Source organism: Buchnera aphidicola (Hyperomyzus lactucae), from assembly GCF_005081705.1.
Taxonomy (GTDB): Bacteria; Pseudomonadota; Gammaproteobacteria; order Enterobacterales; family Enterobacteriaceae; genus Buchnera; species Buchnera aphidicola_Y.
This window is the reverse complement of the sequence record NZ_CP034876.1, coordinates 375149-388832: the sequence shown is the minus strand read 5'-3', so window position 1 is coordinate 388832 and position 13684 is coordinate 375149. Positions and strand designations below refer to the sequence as shown.

At 23.9% G+C, this 13684-nt stretch carries 14 protein-coding genes; 1 reads left to right on the top strand and 13 read right to left on the bottom strand.

Annotated features, from left to right (window positions below; translation table 11 throughout):
- Positions 1 to 146: 146 nt before the first annotated feature.
- The 9 genes from D9V68_RS01815 to rluC all read right to left on the bottom strand — a co-directional run bounded on the left by D9V68_RS01815 (position 147) and on the right by rluC (position 6208).
- A complete protein-coding gene (locus D9V68_RS01815) occupies positions 147 to 944 on the bottom strand; it encodes a TatD family hydrolase (RefSeq protein WP_158357771.1) in 798 nt (265 codons plus the stop codon).
- A 23-nt stretch (positions 945 to 967) separates the two neighbouring features.
- Entirely contained in the window at positions 968 to 1954 is a 987-nt protein-coding gene (locus D9V68_RS01810) for a DNA polymerase III subunit delta' C-terminal domain-containing protein (protein ID WP_158357769.1), read from the bottom strand.
- The gene (gene tmk, locus D9V68_RS01805) at positions 1951 to 2589 is read right to left on the bottom strand and encodes a dTMP kinase (protein WP_158357767.1); all 639 of its coding nucleotides are present in this window, start codon (positions 2587 to 2589) and stop codon (positions 1951 to 1953) included. The genes D9V68_RS01810 and tmk overlap by 4 nt, the downstream gene beginning before the upstream one ends.
- A 110-nt stretch (positions 2590 to 2699) precedes the next feature.
- Positions 2700 to 2942, bottom strand: coding sequence for an acyl carrier protein (acpP, locus tag D9V68_RS01800; protein ID WP_158357765.1), 243 nt, complete (start codon positions 2940 to 2942; stop codon positions 2700 to 2702).
- A gap of 85 nt (positions 2943 to 3027) precedes the next feature.
- Positions 3028 to 3756: a 3-oxoacyl-[acyl-carrier-protein] reductase gene (gene fabG / locus D9V68_RS01795; protein WP_158357763.1), complete on the bottom strand. Its 729-nt coding sequence runs from the start codon at positions 3754 to 3756 to the stop codon at positions 3028 to 3030.
- A complete protein-coding gene (locus tag D9V68_RS01790; RefSeq protein ID WP_261979575.1) occupies positions 3749 to 4225 on the bottom strand; it encodes an ACP S-malonyltransferase in 477 nt (158 codons plus the stop codon). Before D9V68_RS01790 ends, fabG begins: the two co-directional genes overlap by 8 nt.
- Positions 4203 to 4700 (bottom strand): ACP S-malonyltransferase, encoded by a 498-nt coding sequence (locus D9V68_RS01785; RefSeq protein WP_158357761.1) that lies wholly within the window; start codon positions 4698 to 4700, stop codon positions 4203 to 4205. Before D9V68_RS01785 ends, D9V68_RS01790 begins: the two co-directional genes overlap by 23 nt.
- A 305-nt stretch (positions 4701 to 5005) precedes the next feature.
- Entirely contained in the window at positions 5006 to 5170 is a 165-nt protein-coding gene (rpmF, locus tag D9V68_RS01780) for a 50S ribosomal protein L32 (RefSeq protein ID WP_158357759.1), read from the bottom strand.
- A gap of 84 nt (positions 5171 to 5254) precedes the next feature.
- Entirely contained in the window at positions 5255 to 6208 is a 954-nt protein-coding gene (gene rluC / locus D9V68_RS01775) for a 23S rRNA pseudouridine(955/2504/2580) synthase RluC (RefSeq protein WP_158357757.1), read from the bottom strand.
- Positions 6209 to 6538: 330 nt separating this feature from the next.
- On the opposite strand from rluC, the gene rne reads away from it, so the two are divergent.
- Positions 6539 to 9460: a ribonuclease E gene (gene rne / locus D9V68_RS01770; protein WP_158357755.1), complete on the top strand. Its 2922-nt coding sequence runs from the start codon at positions 6539 to 6541 to the stop codon at positions 9458 to 9460.
- A 145-nt stretch (positions 9461 to 9605) separates the two neighbouring features.
- On the opposite strand, the gene D9V68_RS01765 is transcribed toward rne, so the two are convergent.
- The 4 genes from D9V68_RS01765 to D9V68_RS01750 all read right to left on the bottom strand — a co-directional run bounded on the left by D9V68_RS01765 (position 9606) and on the right by D9V68_RS01750 (position 13673).
- On the bottom strand, positions 9606 to 11240 hold the full coding sequence (locus tag D9V68_RS01765) for a flagellar hook-associated protein FlgK (RefSeq protein WP_158357753.1): 1635 nt from the start codon (positions 11238 to 11240) through the stop codon (positions 9606 to 9608).
- A gap of 94 nt (positions 11241 to 11334) precedes the next feature.
- A complete protein-coding gene (locus tag D9V68_RS01760; protein WP_158357751.1) occupies positions 11335 to 11646 on the bottom strand; it encodes a rod-binding protein in 312 nt (103 codons plus the stop codon).
- Positions 11646 to 12767, bottom strand: coding sequence for a flagellar basal body P-ring protein FlgI (locus D9V68_RS01755; protein ID WP_158357749.1), 1122 nt, complete (start codon positions 12765 to 12767; stop codon positions 11646 to 11648). Before D9V68_RS01755 ends, D9V68_RS01760 begins: the two co-directional genes overlap by 1 nt.
- 189 nt (positions 12768 to 12956) lie before the next feature.
- Positions 12957 to 13673, bottom strand: a complete 717-nt coding sequence (locus D9V68_RS01750) for a flagellar basal body L-ring protein FlgH (protein ID WP_158357747.1) — start codon at positions 13671 to 13673, stop codon at positions 12957 to 12959.
- Positions 13674 to 13684: the final 11 nt, after the last annotated feature.

The following is a 13684-nucleotide window of genomic DNA, read 5'->3' as shown; positions in this document are numbered from 1 at the left end:
AAAAAGACTCCTAAATATATAAAATTATTAATAGATTATACATAACGCATATTTCTTATTTAAATAAATTTTTTATAAAAATAGAATTATTAAAAATATAAAGTTCATTGTTTTATAACTAGTCATTTATAAGATAGAAATTATATTTATTTTAAATTAAATAATTTGCGAAAATTATTTGTTGTAATTTTTGCTATAACTTTTATGTCTGTTTTTTTTAGAACAGCAATTTGTTTTGCTATATACAATAAATATGCGGGCTGATTTTCTTTTCCTCGATATGGTACTGGTGATAAATACGGTGAATCGGTTTCTATTAACAAACGTTCCAATGGAATTTTTTTTACTGTATTGCATAATTCTATAGAATTTTTAAAAGTTGATATTCCAGATAAAGAAATATAAAAACCTATATCTAATAATTGACATGCAGAATAATAATTTTCGTTAAAAGAATGTAGTACTCCAGTACATTTTTCTGAATTTTTTTCTTTTAATATTTTTATAGTATCAACAATAGAATTACGAGAATGTACTATAATTGGTTTTTTTAATTTCTTTGCAATTCTAATATGTTCACGAAAAAAATCTTTTTGAATATTTTTTGTTTCATGTGAATAATGATAATCTAATCCAGTTTCACCTAGTGCTATTACACGTGTTATATTAGATAATTCTTCTATTTTATTAGATAATTCTTCTATTTTATTAAAAATTTTTAGTTCTTTTATACAATTTAAAGGGTGGACACCACAAGAATAGAAAATAGAATCATATTTTTTAAATAATTTTTTTATTGTATAAAAATTATCAATAGAAGTTGATACTGTTAAAAAATTTTTTACATTGTTTTTATAAGATTTTTTTAATAAACTTTCTATATTTTTATGTAATAAACTATAATTTAATCGATCAATATGACAGTGTGAATCAATTAAGAACATAATTTTTCTCTATTTTATAAAAATTAAATTGTGATTTTAAAATTCAAAATTTTTTCCCATAAAAGCAATTGTTCTAATAATAATAATTCATAATTAATACCAGAGATTTTTGATAGTCTATATCTGCATCTCATCCAAGTACGAAGACTAAGATCTAAAATCATATTTGCATTATAAGAAAGCAGTTTAATTAATTCAATTTGATCAAAATTAGTTAAATATTTTTTTTCATTAAAATTAAATTTAATAGAATCACAAAGTAAGAAACATATCCAATCAATTTGCACTATACTGTTTTTTTCATTTAATGTTTTTAACATATTTAATAGATTTTTGTTTTTTAAAGAGTTGTATAAACGCTTATAAAAATTTATTCTATCTATCCAGATATTACCGTTAATAAATTTTTTTGCAGATATAGGAGAACCTTGATTGATTCGTAGTGCAGTTAAATATGATCTATTTTTGTTTATAGTTTCTTTTTTTAACCAATTCAAACTATTTTTTTCTGTAGGAGGAAATAATTTATATATGAGACAACGACTACTTAATGTAGTGTATAAATTTAAGTTTGTATAACTAACAAGAAAAAACCAAGTGTTTTTTGGTGGCTCTTCTAATGTTTTTAAAAAAGCGTTAACTGCTGATTCTGTTAGTTTTTCAATGTCTGATAAAAAAATAATTTTATTTCCGCCTTGTTGAGAACATTTAAATATTTTCTCATTAATCATTCTTACATTATCAACGTTAAACATATTGTTTTTTTCAGATATAAAATTATGCCAGTCTGGATGGTTTCGAACAGACATCAATTTACACCCATGACATTCGTTACAAAAATTAATTCCAACTGGTTTAAGACACAATAACCATTTACTAATAAACCAAATTAATATTGATGCTCCTATTCCTCTTTGAGTTTTTATTAAATAAGCATGATGAGCTTTTTTTGTTTGATATTGTTTGATAAAATTATTATATGGATTTATTAACCAAGGATATAATTTCATACCATTTGCTTGTTAAGCCAATTTAAAATTTTTTTTGTAATATTATGCGTTACAATTTTAATGTTTAAATTAGCATTTATTTTTATAGTATTTTTGTTTAGTTGTATACTTTTTAAGTAACTTTTTCTAGTTTTTCTGAAAAATTCTAAAGATCTACTTTCTATTTGATCTAATGGATCTCTATTATATGCTCTTGATAGACCAATTTTAGGAGATACATCTAAATAAACAGTCAAATCTGGAATTAAGTTTTCAAAAAATAAAGAATGTAGTTGAGTTATTATTTTTTTTTTAATACCCAATCCACCCCCTTGATAAGCTAAAGAAGATAAATCATGACGATCAGAAATCACCCACATCCCATTTTCTAATGCTGGTTTTATTTTTTTTTCAACTAATTGGAGTCTGGCTGCATACATTAATAGTAATTCAGTTTCTTTAATTAGATTGTCATTTTTAAATTTTTTTTTTGTTAAATTTCTTATTTCTTCTGCAATAGGCGTACTACCCGGTTGACGTACTGATAGTATATTTGTAATATTATATTTTTTTAGTATATTTTTAATACATATACAAGCATAAGTTTTACCTGCACCTTCCAATCCTTCGATTACAATAAATTTATTTTTTATCATGATTTTAAACTATTTATTATACAATTTTAGTTGTCTGTCATTTATATTTATTGTTATTTATAAATAAATACTCATTTTATTCTCAATCTATTAGTATAATATATACTTATTTACTCCTTTGCATACCTATGCTCGATATATTCAATAGATTGTTGTATAGTGTTAATTTTTTCAGCTTCTTCATCTGATATTTCAATATTAAATTCTTCTTCTAAAGCCATAATGAGTTCTACTGTATCAAGAGAATCTGCACCGAGATCATCTACGAAAGATGAATTATTTAAAATATTTTCTTCCTTAATATCTAGTTTTTCTTTAATTATTTTCTTTATACGCTGTTCAATATTTTTCATGTACATTTTTCCTTAAATTTTTTAAATAAGTGGTTATATTAGTGATATAAAATATATTTTGTGAAATTAAACAAAGATATCTATATTATATCATATACATGCCTCCATTTACATGTAATGTATGTCCAGTAATATATGACGCTTTTTCTGAAGCTAAAAAAATAACTGCATCCGCTACTTCTTGTGCACATCCTAATCTTTTCATTGGAATTTCAGATAAATATTTTTGATACTGAATAATATTTAATTGATCAGTAAAATCTGTTTTAATAAAACCTGGTGCAACAATATTCACAGTAATTCCTTTAGAAGCTATTTCTAATGCTAATGATTTATGGAACCCTATTAATCCTGATTTAGAAGCACTATAATTAGTTTGTCCTTTATTTCCTATACATGAAATTATAGATCCAATAGTAATAATTCTTCCTTTTCTTTTTTTTATCATTGATCGGATAACAGATTTTGTAAGATGAAATATTGATGTTAAATTAATATTTATAACTTTATCCCATTCTTTAGCTTTCATATTAATTAATAAATTGTCTTCTTTAATACCAGCATTATTAATTAATATATCAATTGAATATTTTTTTTTATAAATTTCATTTATTTTTTCTGTGATAGAATCAGTGTCATTTAAATTTAAAACACAACCGAATCCATTTTCTTTTAAATAATTACTAATGATATTAGCTCCATCTTGAGTAGTCGCTGTACCAATTACCTGAATTCCTTTTCTTATAAGTTTTTTTGCAATTGCTTTTCCTATTCCCCGATTTGCCCCTGTTATTAATGCAGTTTTTTTATTCATTTTTTCCTTGATTAATTTTTTTAAAGGATATTAAAAAATTTTTTAGGTTATTTGTACTATATGCAATAATATTTTTATTTTTTTTATTTAAATTAGTTATTATTGTATTGGGTCCTATTTCCAGCATAGTAAAAATTTTTTTTGATTTTATTAAGTCTATAATTTCTTTCCATCTTACGGTACTATAGACTTGTCTTATTAATGCATTTTTAATATTTTCACTATTATTTTCAGATTTTACATCGACATTATTAAGAATTGGAACAACTGGTGAATTTATAGTAATAATTTTAAATATTTTTTTTAGTTTTTCAGATATTGGTTTCAATAGTGCACAATGAGCAGGTATATTAGTATTTATATTCAATACATATTTGGCGCCAAGTTTTTTACAATTTACGCTTGCTTCATATACAGCAGATTTATCTCCTGAAATTACTATTTGATCATGAGAGTTTATACTTGCCAAGGATACTATTTTTTTTTTTTGATGCTATTAAACATGCATTTTTTACTAATTTTTTATTTAAACCAATAATCGCTTGCATTAAAGAGGGTCTGTTTATAGTCGTTTCTTCCATCAGTTTTCCGCGAAAAAAAACAATTTTTAATGCATCAGAAAACTTTATTGAATTGGAACATACTAGAGCAGAATATTCTCCAAGGCTATGACCAGACATTAAAGATGGAATTCTTCCACTTTTATCATTCCAAAAACGATAGATTGAAACTGATGCAGTTAATATTGCCACTTGTGTGTAGTGACTTTTATTTAATTTTATTCCTGGTCCTTCTTGTACTAATTTAAATAAATCATCATGAATGCAATCTGATGCTTCTTCAAAAGTATTTTTAAAAATATTATTTTTTTTTAAAAAAAATGAAGATAGCATACCTACGTATTGTGCACCTTGTCCAGGGAATAACATTGCGAATAAAGCCATTATAATTACCTTATTTTTAATGCGATATTTTGTGTAAAATTTTTTATTTTTTAGATGAATTTTTATATATAAAAATATTTTTTAATTTATAATGAATAATGTTTTATTCAATTTAAATTGATTGTATTTCTTTTAAAACATATAAAAATAAATTTATTAATATATAATTATATTAATAATATCAGCTATATTATATAGTTGAATTAGTGACTTTAAAAAGTTTTAAAATGAGTAAATTTTATATATAAAATATAATTTTTAATAAAATGATGCTTTTTAAAAGCACCATTTTAGATGAAATTTTTTTAAATGACTTTTTTGCCTTTATAATATCCGTTAATAGTAATGTGATGTCGAATATGCGTTTCTCCAGAAAATTTATCTACAGATAACGTTGGTGTTATTAGAGAATCATGAGAACGTCTCATTCCTCTTTTAGAACGAGTGGGCTTATTTTTTTGAACTGCCATATATATTTCTCTATTTAGTAAATTTGAAATCAGATGAATAAAATTAATATAATTTTTTATATACTAAATTTTATATATAATAAATTATATTATAGTACTTAAATAATTTTTAAAATTTATATCTAATGGTGCTTTTATACACATTTTTTTGCCATTTTCCGGGTGAATAAAATGAATTTCAGACGCGTGGAGTAAAAGCCTATTAATATTGTATTTGTTTTTCATTTTTATATCAGCGTCTAAATTGTTATTACCATAACGTTTATCAAATAATATAGGATGTCCTGCATATGAAGAATGTACACGAATTTGATGTGTTCGACCAGTTTTTGGAGTAACCAATAATAGTGTTGAAGAAGAAAATTGTTTTTTTATTTTAAAATGTGTTTCTGAAGGTTTTCCTTTTTCATCAATTGAAACTTTTTTTTGTTTTTCTTGTATTTTTGCTTTTAACAAAGGTTTAGAAATTTTTTTTATATGTTCAGGCCATAAACCATGTACTAATGCTATATATTCTTTTCTAATCTTTTTTTCTCTTAATTGTTGATGCAAAAATGCTAAAGATGTACGTTTTTTTGCTAATATTAAAATACCTGATGTTTCACGATCAATACGATGCATAAGTTCAAGAAACTTATCTAGTGGACGCAACTTTCGGAAATATTCTATAACCCCGAAATTTAATCCACTTCCGCCATGTACGGCGATTCCTGAAGGTTTATTAATAATTAATAAATGCTTATCTTCATATAAAATACTATTTAATAAATTTTTAGCATGATTCAAAGGAAAAAAAATATTTTTTGAATTGTTGTATAAAATTTTTATTGGTGGAATTTTTAATATATCTCGAATCTTTAATTTGTAATGTGGTTTGACTCTTTTTTTGTTAATTCGAATTTTTCCTGTTCTGATAATACGATAGATCATACTTTTTGGTATATTTTTATATCTACTATGCATAAAATTATCTATTCTTTGATTTATCATATCTTCATTGATATATATAATAGATATAGGTAGTATTTTATGTTTCATTAAAAAAATCTCTATTTCAAAAGTAATTTTTTTAATTTTTATTTATTATAATATAATTATTTATATAAATATATTAAATAAATTATTTGTTATTATTTAAATTAACTTTAAAAACTTTTATATTCAAAAAAATTAAAGATATTTTATATATATTAATTTTTATAAATGTATATTTTAATGTTTTTATTTTAAATATTAAATAAAAAACTTATTTTTATAAGTATTTTAAAATAAAATTCATATTTTTAATAATAAAAATTGATTTTTAATAGTTCATATTTCCTGTAGATATATTTACTTATTTATAAAAATAAGAGAGAAAAAGTTATAATGAAAAGAATGTTAATTAATGCAACTCAGCAGGAAGAGTTGCGTATTGCCCTTGTTGATGGTCAGCGTTTATATGATCTTGATATAGAAAATTCTGGATCAGAACAAAAAAAATCAAACATTTATAAAGGAAAAATTACTCGTATAGAACCTAGTTTGGAAGCTGCTTTTGTAGATTATGGCGAAGAAAAGCATGGATTTTTACCATTAAAAGAAATTTCTAAAAATTATTTTCCAACAAATCACATGCATGATTCGAATCAAAATATCAAAAATATTTTACAAGAAGGTCAAGAAGTTATCGTTCAAATAAACAAGGAAGAACGAGGAACTAAAGGTGCTGCTTTAACTACTTTTATTAGCTTGCCTGGCAGTTATTTAGTTCTTATGCCAAATAATCCTAAAGCAGGTGGAATATCAAGAAGAATAGAAGGTAATGATAGAATAGTGTTAAAGGAATTTTTATCTTTATTGACACTACCTGAAGATATGAGTTTAATTATTCGGACTGCTGGTGCAGGAAAATCTATAGAATCATTAAAATGGGATTTATCACTCAGATTACAACATTGGGATACAATAAAAATAATAGCAAAAAACAGAACAGCACCATTTTTAATTCATCAAGAAAGCAATATTATTTTTCGTGCTTTTAGAGATTATTTACGAAAAGATATTGGAGAGATTCTCATTGATAATCCTAAAACATTAGATTTAGCACGTAAACATATTACTTTTTTAGGTCGTCCAGATTTTATTAATAAGATTAAGCTGTACTCTGGAGAAGTACCTCTTTTCAGTTATTTTCAAATTGAAACACAAATAGATTCTGCTTTTCAAAGAAAGGTAAGACTACCTTCTGGTGGTTCAATTATGGTAGATACTACAGAAGCTTTAACTGCTATCGATATAAATTCTTCTCGGTCTACAAGTGGTGCAGATATTGAATCTACAGCATTTAATACTAATTTAGAAGCAGTTAATGAGATTTCTCGTCAATTACGTTTACGTGACTTAGGAGGTTTAATAGTAATTGATTTTATAGATATGACATCTATGACTCATCAAAAATCTGTTGAAAACAGATTACGCGAAATGGCTCGTGAAGATAGAGCACGTATTCAAATTGGTCATATTTCTCGATTTGGTTTATTGGAAATGTCCAGACAAAGATTAAGTTCATCTTTGAGTGAATCTAGTCACCATATTTGTCCTAGATGTACAGGAACAGGAACTATTAGAGATAATGAATCTTTGTCTTTGTCTATTTTGCGATTAATAGAAGAAGAAGCATTAAAAGAAAATACATATGAAGTACATGCTATTGTGCCTATAGAAATAGCCTGTTATTTATTGAATGAAAAAAGAGCGGCTGTACATGCTATTGAAAAACGTCAAGCAGGCGGAAAAACAATTATTATTCCTAGTAAAAAAATGAAAACACCTCATTATTCTGTATCTAGAATTCGAAAAGGTGAAAGTGTAAATTCGATTAGTTATTCTCTCTCTAAAATTCGAAAAAATAAAATAGCACATTTCTTAACAGAAAAGATTTTAGAAAGAAAAAAGAAAAAAAAATTAGATTTAAAGCAATGTAACTTGTTTAAAAATAATTTTAACAATATAAACAAAGAACAAGAAAATGTTTCACAAAAAAATAATTGTAAAAAATTTTGTACAAAACTGTCAAATAATAATAATTTTATATTTAAAATAATCACTTGGCTTAAAAGTTCTTTTTTAGTTAAACATATTTTTATTACAAGCGAAATTTTTAAAAATAATACTATTCATGGTAAAAATAGTATTTTCTTAAAAAAAAAACGTGTTTCTTTAAATGAAGATAATTATGACAAAAAAAAGATAACAATTTCATCTAAATTATTTAGAAAAAAAAATATATCATTAAATTTATCGAAAGAAAAAAAACATGATAATGAGATGTATAATTTAAGTGAAAGTATTACAAATTTATCTTTAAAAAATGCAAAATTTAAATCAATTAAAAAAAGTCATTCTTTCTCTTTAGAAAAATCTAATAATTTTTATACAAATAATGAAATAGAACATTTAAAAAACAAAAAAATAAAATTATGTAGTGAATATAATTTTTTTTATAATATAAAAAATAAATCAAATAATGTTTTAAATACAAATCACAAAAATCATAAAATGAAAAATTTTAATTTAAAACAGGAATATAAGCATCAAAATATTTTTTTTAAAAATATTTCACTCAATAAGTGTTGCATTACTAATATTGACTATAATACTATATTTTATCATTTTATAAATTATTCTAAAATGTTAACAAAAAAAATCGTACAGAAAAATCCTGCAAATATAAATCTTATTCAATCTCCTAAATTAAATGTTTCTTCAGTATTTTCATTAGAATTAGCATTAGGCAAAGTTTGGATTAAACATCTATATACATTAGATGAAAGAAAAAAACAAAAAAAAATAAGTAATAAAAAAAAATTATTTATATCTTCTGTAGATACAAAAAACAATGAAACTTTTTTAGAAAAAACACTAAATAAAAAATATATTAAAAATCATGATTTTTTTAGAAAAAAACAATTACACAGTGAAGTATATGAATGTAAAAAGTTTTTAAAAAATAATCCTTCAATCCAAAATATTATCAAATCTAAATTAATGGTAGCATCTAAAGAAAACAGTTTGTTCATTTCAAATAAAAAAAATATATTTTTAAATACCATTAACAAAAGAGAAAATAAAAGAAATCAATCAAGTGCACCTATAACAAAAATTTCTGAGACATTGTTGTTAAAGAATGAAAAAACAACAATTAATTCTGATTTATTGACAATGAAATCAAGTATTAGAATAAAAAATTCTGCAGGAGCACATTCTGCAACAAATTGTTCTAGTTCTCCTGTTTCAAAGCCTAAATAAAAATTTTTATTATAATATGTTATATTTTTGAATATTAATTAAAAAACATATTCACATATGAGTTACTTAACTATCTAGTTATATAAAAAATAAAAACTTACTTATAAAGTAAGTTTTTATTTTTTTATAAATATATTTTTTATAATTAACTATAGCATTCAATTATTTCATTAAAAATTCTTTCAGCTGTTTGCAATACCTTTACATTTGCAAGATAACATTCTTGTTGATAATTTAAATTCTGATAATCCTGTTCAATATTATTCGACATAGATATTTTTTTATTATGAAGTATTCTGATCATATTTTTTTTAAAAGGTAATTCTTCTTCAAGAGCATTACATTTATGAGCTATAGATTTAGAAAAATTTTGATATGCTGTATCAAGAGTTTCTTTATGATCTACTAAAAGATCTTGATTGAATTTTTTTATTATTATAGCATTGTTTCTATTTTGATTGTTTATACTTATTTTATCTGATGAGAATGCAAATGGTTCGTCGTCATCAATTAATAGTTCTAATTGTTCTAGCGTTTTAGAATATGGTTTAATCATATAAATATTGCCATCAGTATTTCCCTCTTGTATTGAAAATTCCATTCCATCAAAAGTAATTAATGTTTCATTATTTTCTTGACGTATATTAGGTTGTACTTGAGTTCGATCTGACAGTCTTGTTATCATCCAATTGTTATTTTTAAAATATAGAATATAATCAGTAGCTTTTGCATTGCTAGTAGAAACCCACTTTACAGATGTTAGAGGATATGTACGATTGCTTGAACTTGATATAATTTCTGGATTGCTAATATTAAAAATTTGTTTACCAACATGCCCAAACATATCATATCCTAATGTGTGGTATGAATTAATACTATCAGCAAAATTAATTGTTAATTGTCCGATTTTATTTCTTGCATTAGCTAATTCATCTCTTTTAAATTTTAAAAGAGCTCCTATAGAAGCACTCGGGATCATATCTTCTATTTTTTTGACTGTTTTTTCATCATCATCGATATATCCTATACTTATATATCTATCATCAGATTCAGATGTAAGTGGAATTAAGTTTTGCTTTTGATTGTTATTGATAATAGACATTCCATTATTTAAATAAATTTTATAACTATCGTTACCTTTAACAACTTTCACTCCAATTAAATCATTTAATTCATCCACTAAATTATCTCTTTTTTCCATAAGATTTTCAACCTTATTAGGGATTTTAAAAACAGGAAAATAGCGAATGTCAATCGTAATGTCATGAATTTCATCAATTAAAGAATTCACTTTTTTTAAATTATTTACAACTGATTCTTTTATATCTTTTTCTAGAAATTTTAATTTTTTATCAAAATCATGAAGAGTGAAAATTATATTATTTAATTTTTCTTTTATTTTATCATTGATAATGTTTTTTTTATCTACAAGGATATCTTTGTCTATTTGTTCATATAAATCATTAATTAATTCATTAAAAATATTTGATTTTTCGCATAATAAATCTTCTAATTTTAATAGTTGTTCAATTTTAGTTTGTTCATCTTGAACTTGTACATTAGTTTTTCTTCTTTCTTCTGTAATAAAATCATTATAATTATCGTATATTTCTTTTACTTTTACTGCTGTGTTTACATTAGAATCTTGTATAGTATTTTCCAAAAAAACACGTTTCTCTGTGTTTTTTTGAGTGGGATTATTAATTTTATTAACAGTATTATCAATCATAATTTTCATTGCGTTAATACCAGCAATAGCTGTATTTAATATAGAACTCATTTTTATTCCTTACTTTATAAAATGTGTTTTATTAAACAACATATTTTCTAATGTAGAATAGTACATATTAATCATATTTAATATATATATATATTTATTCAATATTTTTTTTTAGTTGTATTTGTTTTAAAATAATATCAGTCAATCCAATTCCTTTTTTACTTACATATTCTGATAATTTTTGATCATATATATCAGTATAGAGACGACTTTGATTGTTATCTAACAAAGTATCTTTTGATAAAGAACTTCTCATATTTTTAAGTAATATTTGAATAAATACACTTTCAACTTCTCTAGCTGTTTGCAAGGCGTATTTTTTAGGATTGCTATGTACTTGATATTTTAGTTCATTAATAAATTTTGTGTTATAATTTGAAATATTTAACAATAAATTATCGTTCATTAAACAATTTCCAATTTAGCGTTAAGACAGCCAGCGCGTTTCATTAATTGCAAAATAGACATTAATTCATCAGGTTTAGTACCTAATTTATTTAAAGCCCGAACTATATTATTTAGGTTTTCTTTACGTAAAAGAAGATTTTCCATATAATTCTTATCAACTATATCTTCTAAAGAAGTTTCTTTTTTTTCATCTTTTTTAATAAATGATTTTAAAAAGTATAAATCTCTTTTTTTGTCTATAATTTCGTGCACTATAATAGACATGTTATGATTTGAAACTACACATGAACCTAATTTTACTGCTTCGTTAATAACAACTTCACCAGTGCGAGGATTAACTACAACTTTTGCTTTTTGTGACGGTAAGGAAATATCTATATCTTGAATGTTAGAAAGCATGTGTACTTGAACATCATTGTTAGGTACAGTATTTAACTGTACTGTTCTGGAATCAATTGGTGTAGCTGTATCTGGATATTTTATATTGATCATGTCGCTAATACGTTGTGCTGTACTAAAATCTTCTTGATTTAATTGTAAGTTAATTGTTTTTTGTTTTCCAAAATTAGAATTTATTTCACGTTCAATGGTTGCACCATCATGAATTCTTCCAGAATTTACTTGTTTGGAATGAATATAATGAAATTTATTTTCAGAATTATTCTTTTCAGATACTAATATATTTCCTTGAGCAATAGCATAAATTTGATTATCAGTACCTTTTAAAGGAGTCATTAATAATGTTCCCCCTCTAAGACTTTTAGAATTTCCCATAGATGAAACAATTACATCTATTTGTTCACCTGTGTGACTAAATGGAGGTAAATTTGCTGTAACTATTACTGCAGCTACATTTTTTAAATTCATACTAGTATCTGAAGGAATACTAATACCTAATTGTGATAGCATATTATTTAATGATTGATTAGTAAATGGAGTTTGTGTAGCTTGATCACCTGTACCGTCTAAACCTACTATTAAACCATAACCAATCAGTTGGTTATTCCGAATTCCTTGAATACTAGTTAAATCGCGTATTTTTTCAGCATGCAAAGGAGATGAAGAAATTATAAGAATAAAAATAATTGATTTAATCAATAATAATATTTTCTTAGACATAAAAAACCTTTATGAATGCACTTGTTAAAAGTATTATAGTATATATAAATATATTTTTTCGATGAGTCTTTTAAATATAAAAAAACTTTTTATTTTTTTAAATGTTCAATATTTTTCTCATAAAGAACTGGGAATGTTCTTTATGAGAGTCAATTTAATTTAGTATGTATATAATTTCATAAAAAATATCTATATTGGAGAGATTTTTAGTAAAAATCTCTGTAACCATCCCATTTTTTGCACATCATTAATTCGTCCATGACTTACATATTCAATACGTGCATCAGCAATTTGAGTAGAAGAAATTAAGTTATGTTTATTAATATTATTAGGATTTATTACACCTGAAAAACGAATAAATTCTTTTCCTTCATTAATAGCAACTTGTTTTTCTCCAATAACTTTTAAATTACTATTTGGAAGTATTTTTTGCACGGTAACAGTAATGAGTCCAGTAAATTTATTTTTAGCTGAATTACTACCCTTCCCAGAAAAATCGTTTTTTCCTATGCCATTAAATCCAGTTGTATTGTCTTTTAAATTCACACCTAGCATAGGATTTAATTGACCAGGTGATATTGTTATGCCTAGATTGGCACTACCATCTCGACTAACATTTGTAATAGAACTATTGCTTGCGCTTATATTTTCTTGTAATACAACCGTAATGATGTCTCCAACATTATGTGGACGATGATCTTCAAATAATGGTTGATACCCATAATTTAGTGGTATTTTTTCTTGAAATAAAGAGCCATTGATTACTTTAGGTAAAAAATCAGGTGCTATAGCAGTTGTAGTACCTGTTACCAGGGGTGTATATTCAATGTTAGAACAGCTCTGAATTATTAATAAAAAAATAGCGGTTAAACAATATTTAATTCGACAAATAAACAACTTTATCACGAAACAGTTAC

Bases quoted from the DNA above. Each gene is read 5' to 3' on its own strand.
- D9V68_RS01815 (WP_158357771.1), bottom strand. From the start codon at position 944: ATGTTCTTAATTGATTCACACTGTCATATTGATCGATTAAATTATAGT.
- D9V68_RS01810 (WP_158357769.1), bottom strand. From the start codon at position 1,954: ATGAAATTATATCCTTGGTTAATAAATCCATATAATAATTTTATCAAA.
- tmk (WP_158357767.1), bottom strand. From the start codon at position 2,589: ATGATAAAAAATAAATTTATTGTAATCGAAGGATTGGAAGGTGCAGGT.
- acpP (WP_158357765.1), bottom strand. From the start codon at position 2,942: ATGAAAAATATTGAACAGCGTATAAAGAAAATAATTAAAGAAAAACTA.
- fabG (WP_158357763.1), bottom strand. From the start codon at position 3,756: ATGAATAAAAAAACTGCATTAATAACAGGGGCAAATCGGGGAATAGGA.
- D9V68_RS01785 (WP_158357761.1), bottom strand. From the start codon at position 4,700: ATGGCTTTATTCGCAATGTTATTCCCTGGACAAGGTGCACAATACGTA.
- rpmF (WP_158357759.1), bottom strand. From the start codon at position 5,170: ATGGCAGTTCAAAAAAATAAGCCCACTCGTTCTAAAAGAGGAATGAGA.
- rluC (WP_158357757.1), bottom strand. From the start codon at position 6,208: ATGAAACATAAAATACTACCTATATCTATTATATATATCAATGAAGAT.
- rne (WP_158357755.1), top strand. From the start codon at position 6,539: ATGAAAAGAATGTTAATTAATGCAACTCAGCAGGAAGAGTTGCGTATT.
- D9V68_RS01765 (WP_158357753.1), bottom strand. From the start codon at position 11,240: ATGAGTTCTATATTAAATACAGCTATTGCTGGTATTAACGCAATGAAA.
- D9V68_RS01760 (WP_158357751.1), bottom strand. From the start codon at position 11,646: ATGAACGATAATTTATTGTTAAATATTTCAAATTATAACACAAAATTT.
- D9V68_RS01755 (WP_158357749.1), bottom strand. From the start codon at position 12,767: ATGTCTAAGAAAATATTATTATTGATTAAATCAATTATTTTTATTCTT.